This window comes from Bacillus sp. OTU530 (assembly GCF_038440375.1).
Map to the genome: position 1 here is coordinate 1 of NZ_JASATP010000066.1, position 20845 is coordinate 20845.

At 42.0% G+C, this 20845-nt stretch carries 21 protein-coding genes, 6 tRNA genes and 2 riboswitches; of the genes, 22 read left to right on the top strand and 5 right to left on the bottom strand.

Annotated elements, in window-relative coordinates:
- The first annotated feature begins 3 nt into the window (after positions 1–3).
- The 19 genes from AAHB12_RS27845 to AAHB12_RS27935 all read left to right on the top strand — a co-directional run bounded on the left by AAHB12_RS27845 (position 4) and on the right by AAHB12_RS27935 (position 13702).
- Positions 4–76, top strand: a tRNA-Phe gene (locus AAHB12_RS27845).
- Between the two features lie 32 nt (positions 77–108).
- Positions 109–181: transfer RNA gene (locus tag AAHB12_RS27850), tRNA-Thr, on the top strand.
- Between the two features lie 7 nt (positions 182–188).
- Positions 189–262, top strand: a tRNA-Trp gene (locus tag AAHB12_RS27855).
- 4 nt (positions 263–266) lie between these two features.
- A tRNA-Ile gene (locus tag AAHB12_RS27860) sits at positions 267–340 on the top strand.
- A gap of 34 nt (positions 341–374) precedes the next feature.
- Positions 375–449 (top strand) — tRNA-Asn (locus tag AAHB12_RS27865).
- A gap of 3 nt (positions 450–452) precedes the next feature.
- Positions 453–524 (top strand) — tRNA-Glu (locus tag AAHB12_RS27870).
- 392 nt (positions 525–916) lie between these two features.
- The gene (locus AAHB12_RS27875) at positions 917–3289 is read left to right on the top strand and encodes a penicillin acylase family protein (RefSeq protein WP_342048436.1); all 2373 of its coding nucleotides are present in this window, start codon (positions 917–919) and stop codon (positions 3287–3289) included.
- Positions 3290–3342: 53 nt separating this feature from the next.
- Positions 3343–3762, top strand: coding sequence for a CBS domain-containing protein (locus AAHB12_RS27880; protein ID WP_342048437.1), 420 nt, complete (start codon positions 3343–3345; stop codon positions 3760–3762).
- Between the two features lie 293 nt (positions 3763–4055).
- Positions 4056–4164, top strand: a riboswitch (TPP riboswitch).
- Between the two features lie 55 nt (positions 4165–4219).
- Positions 4220–4319, top strand: a riboswitch (TPP riboswitch).
- 218 nt (positions 4320–4537) lie between these two features.
- Positions 4538–5230 carry a thiaminase II gene (tenA, locus tag AAHB12_RS27885; protein ID WP_129731626.1) on the top strand — a complete coding sequence of 231 codons (693 nt, stop codon included), beginning with the start codon at positions 4538–4540 and terminating at the stop codon, positions 5228–5230.
- Positions 5205–5966, top strand: a complete 762-nt coding sequence (locus tag AAHB12_RS27890; protein WP_129731624.1) for an ABC transporter ATP-binding protein — start codon at positions 5205–5207, stop codon at positions 5964–5966. Before tenA ends, AAHB12_RS27890 begins: the two co-directional genes overlap by 26 nt.
- Positions 5963–6712 carry an ABC transporter permease gene (locus AAHB12_RS27895; protein ID WP_342048438.1) on the top strand — a complete coding sequence of 250 codons (750 nt, stop codon included), beginning with the start codon at positions 5963–5965 and terminating at the stop codon, positions 6710–6712. Before AAHB12_RS27890 ends, AAHB12_RS27895 begins: the two co-directional genes overlap by 4 nt.
- Positions 6709–7719, top strand: coding sequence for an ABC transporter substrate-binding protein (locus AAHB12_RS27900; protein ID WP_129731620.1), 1011 nt, complete (start codon positions 6709–6711; stop codon positions 7717–7719). The genes AAHB12_RS27895 and AAHB12_RS27900 overlap by 4 nt, the downstream gene beginning before the upstream one ends.
- A 13-nt stretch (positions 7720–7732) precedes the next feature.
- Positions 7733–8350 carry a thiazole tautomerase TenI gene (gene tenI, locus AAHB12_RS27905; RefSeq protein ID WP_342048439.1) on the top strand — a complete coding sequence of 206 codons (618 nt, stop codon included), beginning with the start codon at positions 7733–7735 and terminating at the stop codon, positions 8348–8350.
- Positions 8347–9462 (top strand): glycine oxidase ThiO, encoded by a 1116-nt coding sequence (gene thiO / locus AAHB12_RS27910; protein ID WP_342048440.1) that lies wholly within the window; start codon positions 8347–8349, stop codon positions 9460–9462. Before tenI ends, thiO begins: the two co-directional genes overlap by 4 nt.
- Positions 9459–9662, top strand: a complete 204-nt coding sequence (gene thiS, locus AAHB12_RS27915; protein ID WP_129731614.1) for a sulfur carrier protein ThiS — start codon at positions 9459–9461, stop codon at positions 9660–9662. Before thiO ends, thiS begins: the two co-directional genes overlap by 4 nt.
- Positions 9659–10435 (top strand): thiazole synthase, encoded by a 777-nt coding sequence (locus AAHB12_RS27920; protein ID WP_165350899.1) that lies wholly within the window; start codon positions 9659–9661, stop codon positions 10433–10435. The genes thiS and AAHB12_RS27920 overlap by 4 nt, the downstream gene beginning before the upstream one ends.
- Positions 10428–11447, top strand: coding sequence for a thiazole biosynthesis adenylyltransferase ThiF (locus AAHB12_RS27925; RefSeq protein WP_342048441.1), 1020 nt, complete (start codon positions 10428–10430; stop codon positions 11445–11447). The genes AAHB12_RS27920 and AAHB12_RS27925 overlap by 8 nt, the downstream gene beginning before the upstream one ends.
- A 377-nt stretch (positions 11448–11824) precedes the next feature.
- Positions 11825–12688, top strand: coding sequence for an SDR family oxidoreductase (locus tag AAHB12_RS27930; protein WP_129731608.1), 864 nt, complete (start codon positions 11825–11827; stop codon positions 12686–12688).
- A 249-nt stretch (positions 12689–12937) separates the two neighbouring features.
- On the top strand, positions 12938–13702 hold the full coding sequence (locus AAHB12_RS27935; RefSeq protein ID WP_425455954.1) for a L,D-transpeptidase: 765 nt from the start codon (positions 12938–12940) through the stop codon (positions 13700–13702).
- A 223-nt stretch (positions 13703–13925) separates the two neighbouring features.
- On the opposite strand, the gene AAHB12_RS27940 is transcribed toward AAHB12_RS27935, so the two are convergent.
- The 3 genes from AAHB12_RS27940 to AAHB12_RS27950 form a co-directional block, all read right to left on the bottom strand.
- Positions 13926–14141, bottom strand: a complete 216-nt coding sequence (locus tag AAHB12_RS27940) for a DUF1540 domain-containing protein (protein ID WP_129731604.1) — start codon at positions 14139–14141, stop codon at positions 13926–13928.
- An 80-nt stretch (positions 14142–14221) separates the two neighbouring features.
- Positions 14222–14668: a thioredoxin family protein gene (locus AAHB12_RS27945; protein WP_342048442.1), complete on the bottom strand. Its 447-nt coding sequence runs from the start codon at positions 14666–14668 to the stop codon at positions 14222–14224.
- 3 nt (positions 14669–14671) lie between these two features.
- The gene (locus tag AAHB12_RS27950; RefSeq protein WP_129731600.1) at positions 14672–15103 is read right to left on the bottom strand and encodes a disulfide formation protein C; all 432 of its coding nucleotides are present in this window, start codon (positions 15101–15103) and stop codon (positions 14672–14674) included.
- A 264-nt stretch (positions 15104–15367) separates the two neighbouring features.
- Between AAHB12_RS27950 and AAHB12_RS27955 the strand changes: the two genes are divergently transcribed.
- The gene (locus AAHB12_RS27955; protein WP_342048443.1) at positions 15368–17110 is read left to right on the top strand and encodes a phospho-sugar mutase; all 1743 of its coding nucleotides are present in this window, start codon (positions 15368–15370) and stop codon (positions 17108–17110) included.
- Positions 17111–17146: 36 nt separating this feature from the next.
- On the opposite strand, the gene AAHB12_RS27960 is transcribed toward AAHB12_RS27955, so the two are convergent.
- Complete coding sequence (locus tag AAHB12_RS27960) at positions 17147–18082, bottom strand: LCP family protein (protein WP_342048444.1); 936 nt, start codon at positions 18080–18082, stop codon at positions 17147–17149.
- A gap of 128 nt (positions 18083–18210) precedes the next feature.
- Complete coding sequence (locus tag AAHB12_RS27965) at positions 18211–18468, bottom strand: YhdB family protein (protein ID WP_129731595.1); 258 nt, start codon at positions 18466–18468, stop codon at positions 18211–18213.
- A gap of 287 nt (positions 18469–18755) precedes the next feature.
- Here AAHB12_RS27965 and AAHB12_RS27970 point away from each other — a divergent pair, with 287 nt between their 5' ends.
- Positions 18756–20174 (top strand): SpoVR family protein, encoded by a 1419-nt coding sequence (locus tag AAHB12_RS27970; RefSeq protein WP_342048445.1) that lies wholly within the window; start codon positions 18756–18758, stop codon positions 20172–20174.
- A 391-nt stretch (positions 20175–20565) separates the two neighbouring features.
- Complete coding sequence (locus AAHB12_RS27975) at positions 20566–20844, top strand: YkvA family protein (RefSeq protein ID WP_129731589.1); 279 nt, start codon at positions 20566–20568, stop codon at positions 20842–20844.
- Position 20845 lies beyond the last annotated feature (1 nt).

A 20845-nucleotide genomic window follows, 5' to 3' on the forward strand; every position in this document is an offset into this window, starting at 1 on the left:
GATGGCTCGGTAGCTCAGTCGGTAGAGCAGAGGACTGAAAATCCTCGTGTCGGCGGTTCGATTCCGTCCCGAGCCACTTTTATTTGTTTACGAGCAAAAATCTATGATGCCGGCTTAGCTCAATTGGTAGAGCAACTGACTTGTAATCAGTAGGTTGGGGGTTCAAGTCCTCTAGCCGGCATACTCTTAGGGGCATAGTTTAAAGGTAGAACTGAGGTCTCCAAAACCTCCAGTGTGGGTTCGATTCCTACTGCCCCTGCCAAAATGGGCCTATAGCTCAGCTGGTTAGAGCGCACGCCTGATAAGCGTGAGGTCGATGGTTCGAGTCCATTTAGGCCCATCATATATTTTGAATAAGTTTATATTTTGATTATTCCGCAATAGCTCAGCGGTAGAGCAATCGGCTGTTAACCGATAGGTCGTAGGTTCGAATCCTACTTGCGGAGCCATACGGCCCGTTGGTCAAGCGGTTAAGACACCGCCCTTTCACGGCGGTAACACGGGTTCGAATCCCGTACGGGTCATTAAAAAATCCAGCAAATATTGCTGGATTTTTTTGCATTTTAAGAAGCATAAATTTCTAGCAGAAAGACAATTCGACGTAGTGAGAAATTTTAGGAACAAAGTATAAGTGTAACTACGCCTCTGTCTTCGCCGGGGGGCAGGGCGAAGATAGAGGTTATTTTCCTTTATTTGGAAAAGGAGAAATAAAGGAAAAAAAAGAATATTTTATATAAGATTTTCTTTGAGACAGATACATATAATGGAATTGGTATGGACAGCCAGGTTGGAGGTTCAGAGGGATGGAGAAGAAGTACTAGGGAAAGTTGAGTTAATAAGGATAAATTAGGTAATGTATTTCAAGCTTATTACTCAATAAAGCTTTTCCAATCTCATAAAGGAGTGTGTGGGAAGCATGCAAGATACAGTCACGCAGCAGCAGCCAATAAAAAGAAAATGGGTTCGATTTCTCACTATATTCATGGTCTCTATTCTATTGCTCCTTACAGTTGCTTATGCAGGTGGAACATTATACATAAAAAGAAGCTCGCCCGTTATTAAGGGGAAAATCTCTTTAAGGGGATTGCAGGATTCGGTAACGGTCACACGAGATCAACAAGGAGTACCGCATATTGAAGCGAAAAACTTGCACGATTTATATGTGTCACAAGGGTATGTAACAGCACAGGATAGATTATTTCAAATGGATTTGAGCCGCCGGCAGGCATCTGGTGAATTAAGTGAAGTAATGGGTGAAAAAACAATAGAACAAGACCATTTTTTTTTAGCACTTGGTTTGCGAAGAGCGGCTGAAGCATCCTATAATCTATATTCAAATGAAGCGAAGCAGGCGTTAAAGTGGTATGCGGATGGTGTGAATTTATACATAGATGAGGTGCGAAAGGCAAATAAATGGCCGCTTGAATTTACATTGCTTGGTTATGAAGCAATGCCATGGACACCAGTCGATTCTTTAACAATTGGAAAATCAATGGCCTTTGATTTAGGAGGGCATTGGAAGAGTCTGGCATTTCGCCAATATTTATTAAATACTGTATCAGAAGAAAAGGCACTTGACTTGTTTCCAGCATCCCCAACGGACGCATCTGAAATTATAGGTGCAGTCAAACAATCACATTTAGATTTATCAAAGCTGCTTCCAGAGAAAGTAGTGTTGAATGAACTAAATGGAAGCAATTGGGTTGTCAGCGGAAGTAAGACAAAGTCCGGAAAACCGATTTTAGCTAACAGTTTATCAGCGTCTCTTTCAACTCCGTCCCCTTGGTATGAAACACATTTGCAGTCTCCCGAGCTAAATGTAAGCGGAGAAGTAATGGCAGGCATACCAGGCATTGTTGTCGGCCATAATGAGTTTATTGCATGGGGAATTACGAATGCCGATGCTGATGATCAGGATTTATATATAGAAAAGCGAAATCCAAATAATCCATATGAATTTTTACATAACGATACGTGGGAGAAGGCACAGGTTATTACGGATGCGATCCGTGTAAAGGATAAACCGGCAGTGGATTCGAAAACAGTCATTACAAGACATGGACCAATTATTTCAGGAAGTGAGAATACGGAAACTGCATTGGCTCTCAAATGGACAGCATCTGAGCCATCTACAGAGCTTGAAGCAATCATTCGTATAAATAGTGCAAGGGATTGGAACTCCTTCAAGGAAGCACTTACATATTTCCAGGCGCCAGCACAAAATTTTGTATTCGCTGCAAAGGATGGGACCATTGCGTATCGAATGAATGGCAAAATTCCGATTCGAAAAAAAGGGGATAGTCTCTTGCCTGTGCCTGGGTGGAATGATGAATATGAATGGACTGGTTATATTCCTTGGGAGGAGCTTCCAACTATTGTGAATCCACAAGAAGGATTTATTACAGCTGCCACTAATCAGATGGCTGACCAATCTTACCCATATCATATAGACAGCACAGGAATACAATCCTACCAATCTTCTCGTATTCAGGAAGTGCTGCAACAAAAAAATGCCATTACAGTTGAGGACATGAAAAAGCTGCAGATGGACCAATTGAATCTTAAGGCACGCTCACTTGTTCCTATTTTGCTGCAGCATATAAAAGAGGATGAACTAACAAAGCAAGAGCAGGAAGCAATTTCTCTTTTGAAAAAGTGGGACTTTACAGATGACCGAAACTTAGCGGCGCCACTTTTATTCCATACGTGGATGCAAGAGATTGGAGATGTTTTATTTAAAAAGGATATTTCAGAGGATATGCAGAGATTGTTTGAGGGAAAGGAACAAGTTATTGATCAACTGCTTCGAGAAGCACATAATGGTCAGCCTGGACCATGGATACAAGAACAAGGCGGCTTGGATAAGGTACTAAAGAAATCCTTAGCTGGGGCGGTACAAAGTATTGTGGAGAGCCAAGGGGCAAGTGTAAAAGATTGGCGATGGGGTGATTTTCACCGGCTTGTTTTTACCCACCCATTGTCCTATATAGAGCCTTACAACTATTTATTTAATCCGGAAACGCCTATTCCTATTGGAGGAAGCGGCGATACGGTGCAATCCATCAGCTTTAATGCCGAAGGTCTTGCTGATCGTGGAGTATCGTCGTATTTTGCGATAGATCTACACGATATAACAACAGGCTATCATATTGTTGCTCCTGGTCAGTCTGGTCATATTCAGAGTGAGTGGTATCATGATCAAATGAAGGACTGGGTGAAGGGGACGTATCATACAACGTCTCTTACTGAGAAATCTGGAAGCATCCTCCACCTTCTTCCTGCTCGATAAATACATGAAGGCAGTGAAGTTGGTTACAATAATGGTTGCAAGGAGGGATTGCGATGACAACAGTAAGAGAGTTAATGAGTACAGATCTTTCATGCTGTACTCCAGTGGATAATGTGTATGAGGCAGCTTTAAAAATGAAGCAAGAGGATATTGGGATTATCCCAATTGTAGAAAACAATCGCTTAGTCGGGATTGTTACTGACCGTGATCTAGTAGTTCGCGGCATTGCCGATAAGAACCCTGGTTCTAACAAGATTACAGAGGTAATGACAACGGACATTGTTAGTGTATCTCCGTCAGATCCAGTTGAAAAGGCGAGCGAATTAATGGCCCGCCATCAAATTCGCCGTCTTCCAGTTGTAGAGAATGGGCAGTTAGTAGGGATGCTCTCACTCGGAGATTTAGCGATTGAAAAATATGCAGATGATCAAGCTGGCTACGCATTGGGTGAAATTTCAGAGCATCATGAATAAGAAAAATATGAGGTAGCTCGAATAGTAGAAGTATCTGTTTGGGTTATCTTATATAATGGACCGCTACCATACACTCAGTAGAACTGAGCATTATGGCAGCGGTCTATTTTGCCTCTTAAGAAAGCATAAATTCCCAATGTTTTTCCATATTTTTGTATAGTAAAGAAAAAAAGGTAAGTTTGGATATTTTTTTTACAAAATAGAGGAGTATTTAGGTTCTGCATTTTTAAAATTTCTGGTAAACCTCTTGCTGCATTGTGTAACCCAGTGATATACTTAACACTGTTAATAATAAATTGTGCTAGGGGAGCTGGTATGGCCGGCTGAGAGTAAGACCGATAGTCTTTTACCCTTTTACCTGATCTGGATAATTCCAGCGTAGGAAAGCGAAAACGGATGATGAACGTATTAGCCCGATTTCCCCTTAGCTGGAAATCGGGCTTTTTGATATATGTTATATTTCCACTGGGGGTGCTAGCGACGCTGAGAAAGGGGAACCTTAACCCTTATTACTTGACCTGGATAATTCCAGCGTAAGGAAGTGGCAAGCAGCAACCATTCTAAATGATTGTATGTGGCCGCTTCTTGGTAGAAGCGGTTTTTTTACACTGTAGGAAAGTATAAATTTCCAGTTAGAAGACAATTCGACGTAGTGAGAAATTTTAGGAATAAAGTATAATGCAACTACGCCTCTGTCTTCGCCCAAAAGCAGGGCTCGCCAATCGACGAGTTTTCCTTATTAAGTTTCAATTCGGCATCTGAAGGAGGAACAAGAGTGAAATTTTGTGATAGATTATTTCAAAATGTACAGCCTATTTGGGAGAAAAGTCATCAGCATCCATTTGTAAAGGGGATTGGAAATGGAGAGCTGGAATTAGATAAGTTTCAATTTTATATTATACAAGACTATTTGTACCTAATCGAATATGCAAAGGTATATGCTCTAGGTGTTGTGAAAGCAAAAGATTTGCAAGTAATGAGCAAATTCGCTCGGCAAATTGATGGCATATTAAACGGTGAGATGAACATCCATAAGGAATATGCAAAGCGTCTTGGGATTTCGATAGAGGAAATGGAACAAGCAAAGCCAGCATCCATGAATCTTGCTTATACGAACTACATGCTGTCCGTATCACAAAGCGGGACGCTGGCTGAGCTTGTGGCTTCCCTTTTACCGTGCATGTGGAGCTATTGGGAGATTGGAAAACGTCTCAATAATGTTCCGGGTGCGAGCGAGCATGAGTTTTATGGAGAATGGATTCGAGGCTATAGCTCAGAGGAGTATGCGGAACTTTGCATATGGGTTATTGAGTTAATGAATGAACTGGCGGAAGGAAAGTCAGAGAAGGAATTGGCACATCTAGAAGAGATTTTTATGACAACAAGCCGTTTTGAATATTTATTCTGGGATATGGCTTACCGCAAGGAGACGTGGAGTTTCGATGAGCAGTGTTCTACAATTTCATAACGTTTCGTTCTCTTATCCGGAGGATGGGAAAAATGTTTTGGAAGAGTTGGATCTTACGATTCAAAAAGGAGAATTTGTCAGTTTAGTTGGGCCGAGCGGCTCTGGGAAAAGTACTATTTTACGCCTTGTTACCGGACTTGAGAAAGTACAGCAAGGGAAGGTCATGATAAATGGGGAAAGCATCCAGCCGAGAGACGGGGCCGTTGGTTATATGCCGCAGCAGGATTTGCTGCTGCCGTGGCGGACAATTGAAGAAAATGCTGCTCTCCCGTTAGAGTGCCGTGGAATGAAGCGAAGAGAAGCATATGCAAAGGTGCGAGAGTATCTTCCTATTTTCGGACTAGGTGGCTATGAGAGGAAGCGTCCAAAGGACTTGTCTGGAGGAATGCGTCAGCGTGTGTCCTTTTTGCGCACTTTCTTAACCGGGGCGGATGTGCTTCTGCTGGATGAACCGTTCAGTGCGCTTGATGCAATTACAAAGGTAAATATGCAGGAATGGCTATATGATCAATGGAGGAAATGGGAGAAAACCATCGTGTTTATTACCCATGACGTAGAGGAAGCTTTGTTTTTGTCTAATCGCGTGCTTGTTGTGACAGAGCAGCCTATTTGCTTCCTTACCGAGTTGCCTGTTCCTCTTGGAAAAGAGAGAACACGCCGTGATTTGGCAAGACCTGAACTGCTGGAACTCAAAGACGAGCTTATTGGCATGTTAAAAGGGAAGGTGCCGGTATGAAACAGTTTTCTTACTTACCGGCCCTTATCGTTGCTATTATCCTTCTAACTGGCTGGGAAGTTGGGGCACGGATTGTAAATGAAATGTATATCTTGCCATCTCCAAGTGCGATTGTGCAGAAAATATGGGATTTGCGGGACATTTTATTTACAGTTCATCTTCCAGCTACGCTTCTTGTCGTTTTAATCGGTCTTGTAATTTCTATCGTGCTCGGGGTGGGACTTGCTATTATGATGAGTGTCAGTTCATTTGCTGAGAAGGCATTTTATCCGCTGCTCGTTGCATCGCAAACGATTCCGACTACTGCTCTGGCACCGTTATTTGTGCTTTGGTTCGGCTATTCCATCTGGAGTAAGGTTGTTGTCACAGTTTTAATTACCTTTTTTCCAATTGCGGTAAATACGTACGATGGCTTTCGATCTACGAAGAAAGAATGGGAAGAGCTGCTATTCACATATGGGGCAAGCAAACGGGATATTTTCCTAAAACTGCGCATCCCCGCATCGCTGCCATACTTTTTTTCAGCGCTTAAGGTCGCAGTGCCGATGAGCGTAATTGGAGCGGCGATTGGAGAATGGCTTGGAGCACAGGCAGGACTTGGTTACTTTAGTAAAAGAATGATGACGCAGCTAGACGGGGCTGGCGTATTCGCTCCTATTTTTCTGTTATCTTTATTAGCAATTTTATTTGTAGTTATTGTATCGCTACTAGAAAAGAAATTCATCAGCTGGAGGAAAGACTTATGAAGTGGTTTATTCGTTTACTCGTTGCTGCCTTGTTTGTAACAGCAATGGCAGGCTGTTCAAAAGGAACAGAAAACGCTGAAAAAACGGGAAAGAAAGAAACAAAAGAAGTAACACTCATGCTTGATTGGTACCCAAACGCGGTGCATAGCTTCATTTATGCAGCGATCGAAAAAGGATATTTCAAGGAAGAGGGCATTAATGTAAAAGTACAATTTCCATCTAATCCAACAGATCCACTTACATTGGCCGCTGCTGGAAAAGTGACAGTAGGTCTTTACTATCAACCAGATGTTATTATTGCAAAGGCGAATGAAGGGATTCCAGTGAAATCCATTGGGGCGGTTGTGCGTTCCCCTTTAAATCGTGTTGTTTCCTTGAAGGATTCAGGTATTGCGTCTCCGAAGGACTTGGAAGGAAAGACAGTTGGTTTTCCAGGTACGGAGCTTAGTAAGGAATATGTAAAATCAATGGTGAAAGCAGACGGTGGGGATCCAAATAAAGTAAACATTGTTGATGTTGGGTTCGATCTTGTTCCAGCTCTAATTACAAAGAAAACAGACGCGGTAACAGGTGCTTATATCAATCATGAGGTTCCGGTGCTGCGAGATAAAGGTTATGAGCCAGCTTATTTCAACCCTGCCGATTACGGTGTCCCAAATTACTATGAGCTTGTATTTGTAGCAGGAGAGAAAACGATTAAGACGGACAAAGCAACATTGCAGGCTTTTCTTCGCGGTGCACAAAAAGGATATGAATTTATGAAGAAAAATCCAGACGAGGCTTTGAACATTTTATTAAAGCATGAAGAAAAAGCAAGCTCCCCGCTTATTCCTGCAGTGGAAAAAGAAAGTATGGGTATTTTGTTAGACAAAATGGAAGCAAAGGATGAGCCGTTTTTATCACAAACCTCAAAATCATGGGAAGAGCAAAGCAAGTGGCTGAAGGAAAAGGGAATGGCACAGAAGGAAGTTGCTCCAGAAGAATTATATGAAAATTTGTTAAAGTAGAGGTTAGCAGCAGATGAAACGGGAGCTTCACGTCATTTCAAATGGAAAGCTATCATTTTCACAAATGGCTACTATTGCAGCAGAGATTGTGGACTACGTGGATTATATCCATATTCGCGAACGTAATAAAACTACGAAAGAATTATATGAGGGAGTGATGCTTCTTATTCAAAGCGGCATCCTCCCCTCTAAGCTTGTGATAAACGATCGAATAGATATTGCTTTATTGACGGGTGTGAACCGTGTACAGTTAGGCTATACAAGCGCTGATGTTCGGATTATAAAGGATCGTTTTCCGCAGCTTCATGTAGGGTGTTCTGTTCATTCTTTAGAGGAAGCTTTGTGTAAGCAGCAGGAGGGGGCAGATTCTGCATTATACGGTCATATATTTGCAACGCGTTCTAAAGCTGGGGTTCCTCCAAGAGGATTGGAAGAGCTGCAAGAGATTGCAACAACGCTTACAATTCCTGTAACGGCAATCGGCGGGATTATACCAACTCGTGTCAAAGCAGTATTTGGCACCGGCGCGAGTGGGGTTGCGGTAATGTCAAGTATTTGGGATGCAAACCATCCTTTAGAGGCAGTAAAGGAGTATGAAAAACAGATTCAAAGGTGGGGAGAAGGGCAATGAGCAAAGGATATGATGTTATTATTATTGGTGGTGGAGTAATCGGCTGCTCCGTTGCGCACTCTCTTTCTGAGAGAGGACATAGTGTAGCGGTGTTTGAGAAAGGGACGATTTCTGGCGAGGCATCTAAAGCAGCAGCTGGACTTCTTGGTGTACAAGCAGAATGGAACGAGTACGATCCATTGTTTGAGCTCGCCAGAAAAAGCCGCGCTTTATTTCCAAAGCTAGCAGCGCGACTGCGCGAGAAAACAGGCATTGATATTGCATATGAAGAGAAGGGCATTTATCGGATTGCCGAAAATGAAGAGGAAGCAAAGCGCTTGGAACACATTATGAAATGGCAGCTGCAAACAGGTGAAGAGACGCATTTGTTAAGCGGTGAACAGCTACGTGAACAAGAGCCAGAGCTTGCGCTTCATATTATAAGCGCCCTGTATTGTCCGAAGGATGGGCATGTTATTGCTCCTGAGTTAACGCGTGCTTTGGCACATTCTGCAGCTCTGTCAGGTACAGCAATTTACGAGGGAACAGAGGTTATTGAGATTTTGCAGGAGCAAGATCGTGTAACGGGTGTTGTGACAACGGAAGGAACCTTTTCATGCAGCAAGGTTATTGTTGCGTCTGGGGCATGGAGCACAAAGTTTTTACAGAATTTTCACTCTACATGGGGAACATATCCGATTATGGGAGAGATGGTTTCCGTCAAGAGCTATAAGCCTCTGCTAAAGGCGCCGATTTTTCAAGATGGATTTTATGTTGTACCAAAGCGCGGCGGACAGTATTTGATTGGTGCCACTGTTAAACAGCATACATACAACAAAACGGTATGTGCCAAGAGCATCGCTTACTTGATGGAGCGCGCGTTTCGTCTTGTACCAGCTCTGCAGCAAGCTGAGTGGGATACTGCATGGGCCGGCCTGCGTCCGCAATCAAACCACGGTATGCCTTATATGGGGGAACATCCGGAGGTAGCAGGCTTATATGCATGCGCAGGGCATTATCGCAATGGAATTTTGCTGAGCCCGATCACCGGTGAGTATATGGCTGACCTAATAGAAGGAAAGCATGTGCAAAGCTTGCTGGAAACTCTTTTAAGTAAGGAGGAATTTGTTTGATTTTACAAATTAATGGGCGGAAAGTAGATGTACCAGAATCAGTTTCCACCGTAGAGCAATTGCTGTCCCATTTAGGGCTGGAAGGCAAAATTGTGGTTGTTGAGAAGAATAATGAGATTTTAGAGAAGTCGATGCACCAGGGTGCATCAGTATTTGATGGAGATCAAATTGAAATTGTAACTTTTGTAGGAGGCGGATGAGTATGTTAAAAATTGGATCATTTTCATTTCAATCACGTTTATTATTAGGTACAGGAAAATTTAGCGATTATGATGTGCAACGACAAGCAATTGAAGTATCAGAAGCAGAAATTTTAACCTTTGCAGTGCGACGCATGGATATCTTTGATGCAAGCCAGCCAAATTTATTAGAGAAAATTGATGTTACAAAATACACGCTTCTGCCTAATACAGCTGGCGCAAAAACAGCAGAAGAGGCAGTCCGAATTGCTAAACTCGCAAAAGCCTCTGGTCTTTGTGATATGGTAAAGGTTGAGGTAATCGGGGACTGGAAAACACTTCTTCCGGATCCAGTTGAGACATTAAAGGCAAGTGAAGAGCTGCTGAAGGAAGGATTCACAGTGCTTCCGTATACATCGGATGATGTGGTGCTAGCTAGAAAGCTTCAGGAGCTAGGCGTACATGCGATTATGCCAGGTGCTTCACCGATCGGTTCCGGTCTTGGGATCGTAAATCCGCTTAATTTAAGCTTTATCATTGAACAGGCAACGGTACCTGTCATTGTGGATGCGGGAATTGGCGGACCAGCTGATGCTGCACTGGCAATGGAATTAGGGGCGGACGGTGTATTGTTAAACACTGCAGTTTCCGGTGCTAAGGATCCAGTAAAGATGGCTGAGGCGATGAAGCTTGCTATTGAGGCTGGTCGACTTGGCTACGAAGCAGGTCGCATTGCGCGTAAGCGATATGCAACAGCAAGCAGTCCGATTGAAGGAATGAGCGTTCTTGAATAGTCGGTATTCCCGTCAAATATTGTTTTCGCCAATTGGTGTGCAAGGCCAGGAAAGGTTACAACAGAAGCATGTTTTGATCATCGGTGCGGGCGCGCTAGGCAGCGGAAGCGCCGAAATGCTCACCCGTGCCGGCGTTGGCCGGATTACGATTATAGACCGTGATTATGTCGATTGGAGCAATTTGCAAAGGCAGCAGTTGTACGCTGAACAAGATGTAGAGGAACATCTGCCTAAGGCAATTGCTGCCCAAAAGCGATTACATGCGATCAATAAAGAAATTGAGGTTATTGCTCACATACAAGATGTAACAGCTTTAGAGCTAGAGCAGCTTGTTCATGATGTAGACTTGCTAATTGATGCTACAGATAATTTCGAAACGCGTTTTCTTATCAACGATGTGGCTCAAAAGTATAATATCCCGTGGATATACGGGGCATGTGTCGGCAGCTATGGATTAACGTATACGATACTGCCGGGTGAAACACCTTGCTTGTCTTGTTTACTGGAGTCGATTCCGCTCGGCATAGCTACGTGTGATACGGCAGGTATTATTTCTCCTGCAGTGAGCATGGTTGTTTCGCATCAAGTGACCGAGGCATTAAAGATTCTAACCGATAATAAGGATTCCCTGCAAAAAAGGCTTATATCCTTTGATGTTTGGCAAAATGAATATTCTACGATGAATGTGCAGCCGCTGAAAAAGCCGCGTTGTCCATCCTGTGGAGAAGGAGCGGTTTATCCGTACTTACAGCAGGAAAACCAGACGAAAACAACGGTTTTATGTGGTCGGGACACAGTCCAAATTCGTATGCCGTTTTCTGGAGAAATACGTACAGAGGAGCATGCAAAGCTGCTTGAGAATAAGGTAGAGCAGTTGTTTGTGAATCCGTATTTACTATCGTTCACAGCCGATGATAAACGCCTTGTCCTATTCCGAGATGGGCGTGTACTGGTGCATGGAACGAAGCATGTTGCAGAGGCGAAGTCTTTGTACCACCGCTATTTCGGATAAAGGGGTATAGTGTACTCCATTCATTTCTTCATAATAATTTTTGACCGGTAGAGAAGCCGGTCTTTTTTTATTTTTAAGAATGAAATAATACAATATATTGAGGCGAAAGAGAAAGAAGGAAGGAAGGCTATTGTTACACTATAGGAAAGTATAAATTTCAGCTGGAAGTCAATTTGACGTAGTCGTAAATTTTAGAAATACAGTATAAGTGCAACTACGTCTCTGGCTTCACCCGGGGGGCAGGGCTTGCTAATCAGCGAGTTTTCTTTACATGAAGACATAGAGAACATAGCAGTGCTGTTAAGTGACGATTGTTGTGCTTATTTTGAGAAATTTCGTACATCCTAAAGGTGATAGAATATGGGAGGGATGTACCAATGACTCAACAACAGTCTAAGAAGGTGCTGCCTGCGCAGCATCAGGACAAACAGCCGGGAGTAGAATCGCTCATGAATCCAAAGCCCGTATTTGAGGATTCTTCGTATAAAGGAAGCGGAAAACTACAAGGGAAAACTGCGATTATTACTGGCGGAGATAGTGGGATTGGAAAAGCAGCGGCCATTGCGTTTGCCAAGGAAGGAGCGCATGTAGCTATCGCTTATTTGGATGAACATGAGGATGCGAACGAAACGAAGCGGCTTGTAGAGCGTCATGGTGTCAAATGTCTGCTCCTTGCTGGAGACCTAGGACAAGAAGAGCATGCCAACTATGTAGTAGAAGAAACTGTCAAGCAGCTTGGCGGTTTACATATCGTAGTAAATAACATCGCACAGCAATATCCGCAGCAGCGTCTGGAAGATATTACAGCAGAGCAGTGGGAGCGGACGTTTCGTATAAATATCTTTTCCTATTTTTATGTGACAAAGGCAGCCCTCTCTCATTTGAAGGAAGGGGATTGTATTATTAATACAGCGTCAGTTGTTGCATATGAGGGGAATGAACAGCTGCTGGATTATGCTGCTACAAAGGGAGCGATTGTAGCGTTTACTCGTTCACTTGCAAAGTCACTTGTAAAAAGAGGTATTCGCGTCAATGGTGTGGCACCTGGTCCGATTTGGACACCGCTTATTCCTTCAACATTTGACAGCCAACAGGTCGCGGAATTCGGCTCCAATGTGCCGATGGGGCGTCCTGGACAACCGTGGGAATTGGCAGCTTCATATGTCTATTTGGCGTCTAATGATTCTACGTATGTTACAGGACAAATGCTCCATGTCAACGGCGGTGCTTCAGTCAACTGATGAACGAGACTGTCCACCTCGTTTCTTATAAACGAAGCATTATCACATAAAGAAACCTCGCCGATTGGCGAAAACAGAGGCGTAGTTGCCCTTACGCCTTGTATCTAAAATTTTCTGACATGCCGAATTAGCTTTCACCTGGAAATATATACCCTATCGAAGTGAAATAAAAGTTTCACTAATACTTTTGACGCTCTTACAAAAGATAAAATGACATTCTATCTTTTGCGGGGGTATCGTATGAAGAGTATTATTAAGGTTTGTTTATTTTGTTTGCTGTTTTCAACTGCTCCATATGCAAAAGCAGCGTCTGAAACAGATCAGCTTATTTTAATTAATCTTGCCGTAAATCAGCTTTCATTTTTCGAAAACGGTCATTATATTCGTACGTTCTCCATTTCAAGCGGAAGGCCGGCAACACCTACTCCGGAGGGTACATTTTGTGTGATTAACAAATATAAAAATAAAAAGTACCATAGAAAAAATATACCAGGAGGAGCGCCGAATAATCCGCTTGGCGCGCGTTGGCTAGGGTTAAATAAAGCACAATATGCAATCCATGGAACGAGTAAGGAATGGTCGATTGGCACCTATGAATCAAACGGCTGTATTCGTATGCATAACCGGGATGTACAGTGGTTATATGATCGGGCGCCAGTGCAGACAAAGGTTATCATTGCTAAGTTTTATGAGCCGCCCGAGTACGCAGCGCACCGCTACGGTTATCGGATCACGAGTTGGAATGGTCAGCCTGTACAGGAGGAGCAGGTTGGGAGGCTGTTGATTATTGACAAAACTTCGATGTACTGGAAAGAGCCGCATGGAAAGCTTATACCTGTTCAAGAGGTCTTGCCTAATCAGAAGTTTGCTGTGTTCTCACATAACGGAGAAGGGATGTATGATCTTGGAAACAATTTCTACATTCTTGATCAAATGGGCAAAAGTACACGTTATGAGCAAGTACCTCTCCACATTATTGCTAATCAATATAAACGAAAGCATAATGTGCCGTGAAATTTTTACAACTTCTGAAGGTTTAGAAAAGCGGACAATGCCCGCCTTTTATGGTAGCGTAGGGGTGGGCCGGAGTAAAAGGCGCTTTTTTTCTTTTGCGGAGGGTCAGCCCTACACTGCCATTTTGGACCTTGGGAGCTAGATATCACCCCGAAAAGTTATATTTTCTTATCTTGTAAAAAGAAGCCCTGAGTAAGGGCTTCTTTCTTCTTTTACGTATTTTCTAGTATGCAGATCGAAACGTCTGACAACATGTTTCCTCACTTTGTCCAACGTTGCTTTCCATTGTTTGACCTTCTAATACGGCAGTAAAGTGTCCGTCATCTTGTAAGTTTGTGTACGCTTTTCCATCAGGCTGAACAACAATTGCCTGTGCTTGACAGAAGTTTCCTTGCCCCCAAAATGAGCAGTTTGAAACAGAACATCTGACCTCTGGCATTGAAAAACCCCCCTTCTGTCCTATTTTAGGCACTTTGGGCAGGATTCATGTACGAGAGGCGGTTCCTTATTTTAGATATGCTATTTATTACTTTCAAACCATTTCTTATATTCATCCTCAGACTGTTCACCGACAATACGGCTTACTTCCTTGCCTTCTTTGTAACGCACGATAGTTGGGGTTCCTTCAATGTTAAATGCATCCCAACCATTTTCATCTGTCTGCAAATCCAGAACTTTCATATCCACTCCTAGTTCTTTTGCCAGCGGTACTACGATAGGTGAGACCTTCATACAGTGCGTACAAGATGTTTGATAAAAATAAACAGTTGCCTCATTTTTAGCATCGAGCTGCTTTCCTAGCTCGTCAGAAGAGATTTTATTCGTATAATATGTTTCCTGCTTTTTTTGTTCTTCAGCAGAAAGCTGATTATCGCTAATGCCTTGCGTTGTTTCTGCTCGATTGATGAATGCGATAGCACCAAAAAGAACAATAAGAATTGCTGCAAAGATAAGCATTTTTTTCATAAATTATTTTGCCTCCTTAAAATTACGGATGAGAATAATACTGCAGACAATAATAATTGTAAACGCAGTTAGTGCAAGAAAAGGAATAGTAATAAATCCGAGCCAATTGATGTACTGCCCTGTGCATGGAATTCTTCCGCACGCTGCCCCGCCGCCGGATAAAGCAGGGATTTTTTGCATGGAATAATGGTATAAAGAGATAGCTGAGCCAATTATAGCCAAAGGAAGGCTGTAACGGGCTATAAGATAGTCTTTGCGGATGACAGCAATCCCAAGCAGCACAACAAATGGATACATAAGGATGCGTTGGTACCAGCAAAGAGTACAAGGCTCATACTTCATAATTTCGGAAAAATACAAACTGCCCAGCATAGCTGTCAATGAGGCAGCCCAAGCTGTGAATAGAGCGTACTCAAGCTTTTTTTCTTTGTTCATTGTTTAATCCCTCTTTCATGTCAATCCAATTTAAATTATAGTATGGTCTCGCCTATATTGTAAAATTATAGCGAATAATAGAAAGGCCGGATTATAAAAAGGTTGGAGCAAAGAGTAAAATATGATAAAATTTACATATTTCTAACAAAATAAAGTAGAATTATGAGGTTTACTGGCAGGAAAGATGTACAAAAGTACCGAATACTGTCTAAGGAAAAATGTTTATTTTAAACATCTAGAAATTTTTATACAGGAGAGGATAAAATGAGCTGGAAGCAAACATATGAACGCTGGGTAAATGCACCCTTTTTAGATGAGGAGCTACAAGAATTATTGAATGAAATGGAAGGTAATGAAAAAGCGCTTGAGGATTGCTTTTACAAAAATCTAGAGTTCGGCACAGGCGGTATGCGCGGTGAGATTGGTGTCGGTACAAATCGGATGAACGTGTATACAGTTCGTAAAGCATCAGAAGGTTTAGCGCGTTTTATTGAGCTGTACGGAGAAGATGCGAAGAAACGCGGTGTGGCTATTGCATACGATTCTCGTCACAAATCACCTGAATTTGCGATGGAAGCAGCGAAAACACTTGCGACACATGGGATTCAAACATATGTATTTGAAGAGTTAAGACCTACACCTGAGCTGTCATTTGCAGTGCGTGAGCTAAACGCATTTTCAGGGATTGTAGTAACGGCAAGCCATAACCCTCCTGAATATAATGGATATAAGGTATATGGTGAGGATGGTGGACAGCTTCCTCCGAAAGAAGCAGATATGGTAATCGAGAAGGTAAACGAGATTGAAAACGAATTAGAGATTATTGTTGAATCGGAAGAAGCATTAAAAGCAAAAGGTCTAATTCGCATGCTTGGAGCAGAAATGGATGAGAAGTATGTAGAACGCTTGAAAACAATTTCGGTAAATCCGGAGCTTGCAACTGAGATGGGTGAGGAACTAAAAATTGTTTTCACGCCGTTGCATGGAACATCTAATAAGCCGGTTCGCCAAGCTTTACAAGCGCTTGGTTATACAAACGTGACAGTTGTAACGGAACAGGAGCTTCCTGATCCAAACTTCTCAACTGTAAAATCACCGAACCCAGAAGAGCATGAAGCATTTGAACTGGCTATCCGTTATGGTCAGGAAATAGATGCTGACTTGCTTGTGGCAACAGATCCAGATGCTGACCGTTTAGGAATTGCTGTGAAGGATTTAGAAGGCGAGTACACTGTATTAACAGGAAACCAAACAGGAGCGCTTTTCCTTGAGTATTTACTTTCCCAAAAGAAAGAAAAAGGTGTGCTCCCAGCAAATGGTGTTGTACTTAAAACAATCGTTACCTCTGAAATCGGCAGAGCAATTGCAAAAGCATATGGGTTAGACACAATCGATACACTAACAGGCTTTAAGTTTATTGGCGAAAAAATTAAGGAATATGAAACAACAGGTCAATATGTATTCCAATTTGGTTATGAAGAAAGCTATGGCTATTTAATTGGTGATTTTGTACGCGATAAGGATGCTGTACAGGCTTCCATTTTTGGTGTAGAGGTAGCTGCTTATTATAAAAAGCGCGGAATGACATTGTATGAAGGACTGCTTGAGGTTTTCGAGAAATATGGCTTCTATCGGGAAGGTTTGAAATCCTTAACGCTAAAAGGAAAAGACGGAGCAGAGCAGATTGCAGCGTTGCTTACATCATTCCGTAATGATTCACCAGCTGCTTTTGGCGAGTATGCGGTAGCCATTTCAGAGGACTACAAAACAAGCATTAGAACAGAGAATGGAAAGACAGAAGATATCTTATTACCAAAGTCAAATGTTTTAAAATATTATCTTGAAGATGGCTCTTGGGTATGCTTGCGTCCATCAGGCACAGAGCCTAAGGTAAAGTTTTACTTTGGTGTAAAAGGTACGAGTCTCGCTGATAGCCAGCAAAAGCTAGAGCAAGTATCTGCTGCTTTTATGGAGAAGGTAAACGACAGCTTGTTAAAGAAAGCATAAACAAAAAGGCAAGGTCATTTGACCTTGCTTTTTTGTTTATTCATTCACCGGTTTTGGGTCATGGATAAAAAATTCTTTTAACGCTTCTTTATTTTTTTGAAAGTCCAACTGTAATACTGCGCCTGCATGTTCATAAAACTTATCCTCGTAGCTAGCATCAACAGGAATGCGCATCGTCTTAACATCTTCAACGGGATTGAGAAGCAAGCTTCCGCCAACTGTTAACAGTGTTTGCATATCCATATCTGTGTCTATGTACTTTAGCAGTTCCTGTCCAATGCCTGGAAGCTGGAACATGCCATCAAGCGAGCTTACTTTATTTACGAAAGTATCTTTGAGTGCCTGCAGGACTTCCTGCTGCCGTTTTACACGACCAAAATCACTTTCTGCGTCATGACGAAATCTGGCATATGCGAGTAAGTCTTTTCCGTGAAGGCGTTGCCGTCCAGGCTGCAGCGCAAGTCCCATATCATCGATGATTTGTTGTTTAATGTTCACCTCAATGCCTTCTGGAGCAACGGTGTCTACAATGTGTACGAATCCCTCAAAATCAATTGCGACAAAGTGTTCAACATCAATCCCGAAGTTTTGCTGAATGGTTTTGCGCAGTAACTCAGGGCCGCCAAAATAATATGCCATATTAATTTTATTGGAATTCATACTGTAATTTGGGATAGTCACATAGCTATCGCGCATAATAGAAGCAATTCTTACTTTTTTTGCTTGCGGATCGTACTGGGCAATCATAATAGAATCTGAGCGTGCTTGTTCTTCACCGCGCGAGTCGACTCCTAACACAAGAATATTCAACTGTCCTCGTTCACTTTTCACACCTTGAAATGGACTATTGTGCTGTAGGGGTGTGCGATTAGCGGGAGGATCAGCAGGGGTTTGTATTTTATCCGTCTTACAGCCTGTAAGAGAGAACAATAGACAAAAAACAATGAGAGATAACCGCTTCAAGCCTATCACACCTTTGCATTCATGTTTTGTATGTATAGTATAGACAGGGCTTCCTTATTTATACAAAAAAGGCATCCGCTTTAGAAGCGAATGCCTTCAATGATAGTATGGACTTTCCATCTCTGTTTTGCTTTTTCTTATATTGTAACAGTTTCTTCATTTGCATGTTCGGAGTATGCTTTTTGGGAAGCATGATCAATATATTGAAACATGAGCTGAAGCTGCTTATCCACTTCTGATAGGTCTCTGGCGTATTTATAGGCGTGAAGAAAATGCTCAATACGTTTAGAAAACACCTCATCCTGTGTTTGAACCATCAAAATGAGCAGCTCATCCCAATTACAACAATATGTGTAATACAATGCTTTGTCATAATCTGTGTACGTATCGTACATGGTATCCCTCCTTGCTGAGGAGTTATAAATAGTGTGTGACAGAAAGCTGATGGTTAAGCCTGAAAGAATTTGTTAAGAAGCGGGCTTTGTCCGTGAAAAGGAGTTATATGGATGATGCACATGATGCATACGCTGCTTATATGGCTTGTGGCATATGTTATCCCATACTTTATTTTCCTTTTACTTAAGTGAAAATAGAGAAATACACATCGGGTATTACAAGTCCTTCATGAAATGCGCTGTTTCCTCATACATTGTGGTAATAGGAAAAAAAAGGGGGAGCTGCAGTGAGAGTAGAGGATCAAAAAGCGTTAGCACATGCGATTGATGAGATCACCGAAATTGCGCAAGGATTTGGATTGGACTTTTATCCAATGCGGTACGAGATTTGTCCGGCTGATATTATTTATACATTCGGGGCATATGGGATGCCGACCCGTTTTTCGCATTGGAGTTTTGGGAAGCAGTTTTTTAAAATGAAGCTGCACTATGACTTAGGTTTAAGCAAAATTTACGAGCTTGTCATTAACTCTGATCCATGTTATGCCTTCTTATTAGAAACAAATTCATTGATTCAAAACAAATTGATTGTGGCTCACGTACTTGCACATTGTGACTTCTTTAAAAATAACGCACGTTTTAGCAATACGAAGCGAGATATGGTCGAAAGTATGGCAGCTACTGCTGAGCGCATTAAAGCATATGAGCATAAATATGGTAAGCAGCAAGTTGAAACCTTCTTGGACGCTGTGCTTGCCATTCAAGAGCATATTGATCCATCTTTAATGCGCCCGAAGCTTGCATGGAACTTAGATGAGGTAGAGGAAGATGGTGAAGGAACGAAGCCGCCTTCTCCTTATGATGATTTATGGGATTTGGAAAATAGAAATCAAAAGAAGGATGTGCCACTCTTTCAAAAGAAAAGGAAATTTCCGCCTCAGCCAGAGAAGGATATTTTGCTATTTATTGAAGAATATAGCCGTGAGCTTGAGGAATGGCAACGTGATATTTTAACGATGATGCGTGAAGAAATGCTTTATTTTTGGCCGCAGCTTGAGACGAAAATCATGAATGAGGGTTGGGCAAGCTACTGGCATCAACGTATTTTACGGGAAATGGATTTGACAAGCGATGAAGCTGTTGAATTTGCAAAGCTGAACGCTGGAGTTGTACAGCCTTCACGTACTAGCATCAATCCATATTATCTGGGTCTCAAAATTTTTGAAGATATTGAGGAGCGCTACAATAATCCAACAGAAAGCATGAAGCGTGATGGTATTTTGCCGGGATCGGGACGCGAGAAGATGTTTGAGGTGCGGGAAATCGAATCCGATATTTCCTTTTTACGAAATTATTTAAACAAGGATCTTGTCATGCGTGAGGATATGTATTTATTCCAAAAGCAAGGAAAAGAATATAAAGTTGTTGATAAAGGATGGGAGCAGGTTCGAGATCAGCTCGTTAGTATGCGCGTTAATGGAGGCTTCCCATATATCACAGTAAATGATGGGGATTATATGAAGAATGGCGAGTTGTACTTAAAGCATTGGTATGAAGGAATTGAACTCGATGTGAAATACTTAGAAAAGGTCATGCCATATATTCATCAAATTTGGGGACGATCCACACATTTAGAAACAGTGATTGAAAATAAACCAGTGTTGTTTTCATTCGATGGAAAGGTGCTGCATCGAAAGTACTTATGATGAAGGGATTCTTCAAACCTGGGATGTAGTTTGTCATCATTATGGATGAACTGCATAAAATAAAGAGTAAGGAGATTTTCAGCGTACACAAAATTTTTCTGTTGACTGTTTTTCAGAAAAGTCTTAAGATAACTGTATAAGAAATGTATAGTGTATTCCTAAAGGGGAGTAGCTTTTACAGCAAAGTCGTCATTACAGGGGAAGCCCTCGGCTTTGTTGGCAACTATGACGTTGTTAGCAAGACCTTTACCAAGAGCGGTAAAGGTCTTTTATGTGCAAAAATGACCTGTCCGTTCTTGGACAGGTCATTTTTTATGTCGAAATTTAAGCAAGTTTCACGATTGGGAGGAGGTATTGGCCGTTTTAATCTTATATAAGGAGGGAGATAGATGTGAAAAAACTTTGGGGCCGAATGCGTTTGCTGCTGCGTGTACGACGCTTTGTTCCATTTTTGAAGGAGTTCTTTTTATCCAGTGAAGTATCTGTTAGGAAGAAGGTATTATCTGTTGTGATTATAGTGGGGTATTGGTTACTTCCATTTGATATAGTGCCTGATTTTCTCTCCTTCTTTGGTTTGATTGACGATGTTGCTATTTTTATGCTAGTGCTTCGGCAAATTGTTAAAATGGCACCGGCTTCCATGAGGGAGCGTTACGAAATTTCAGCGTAGC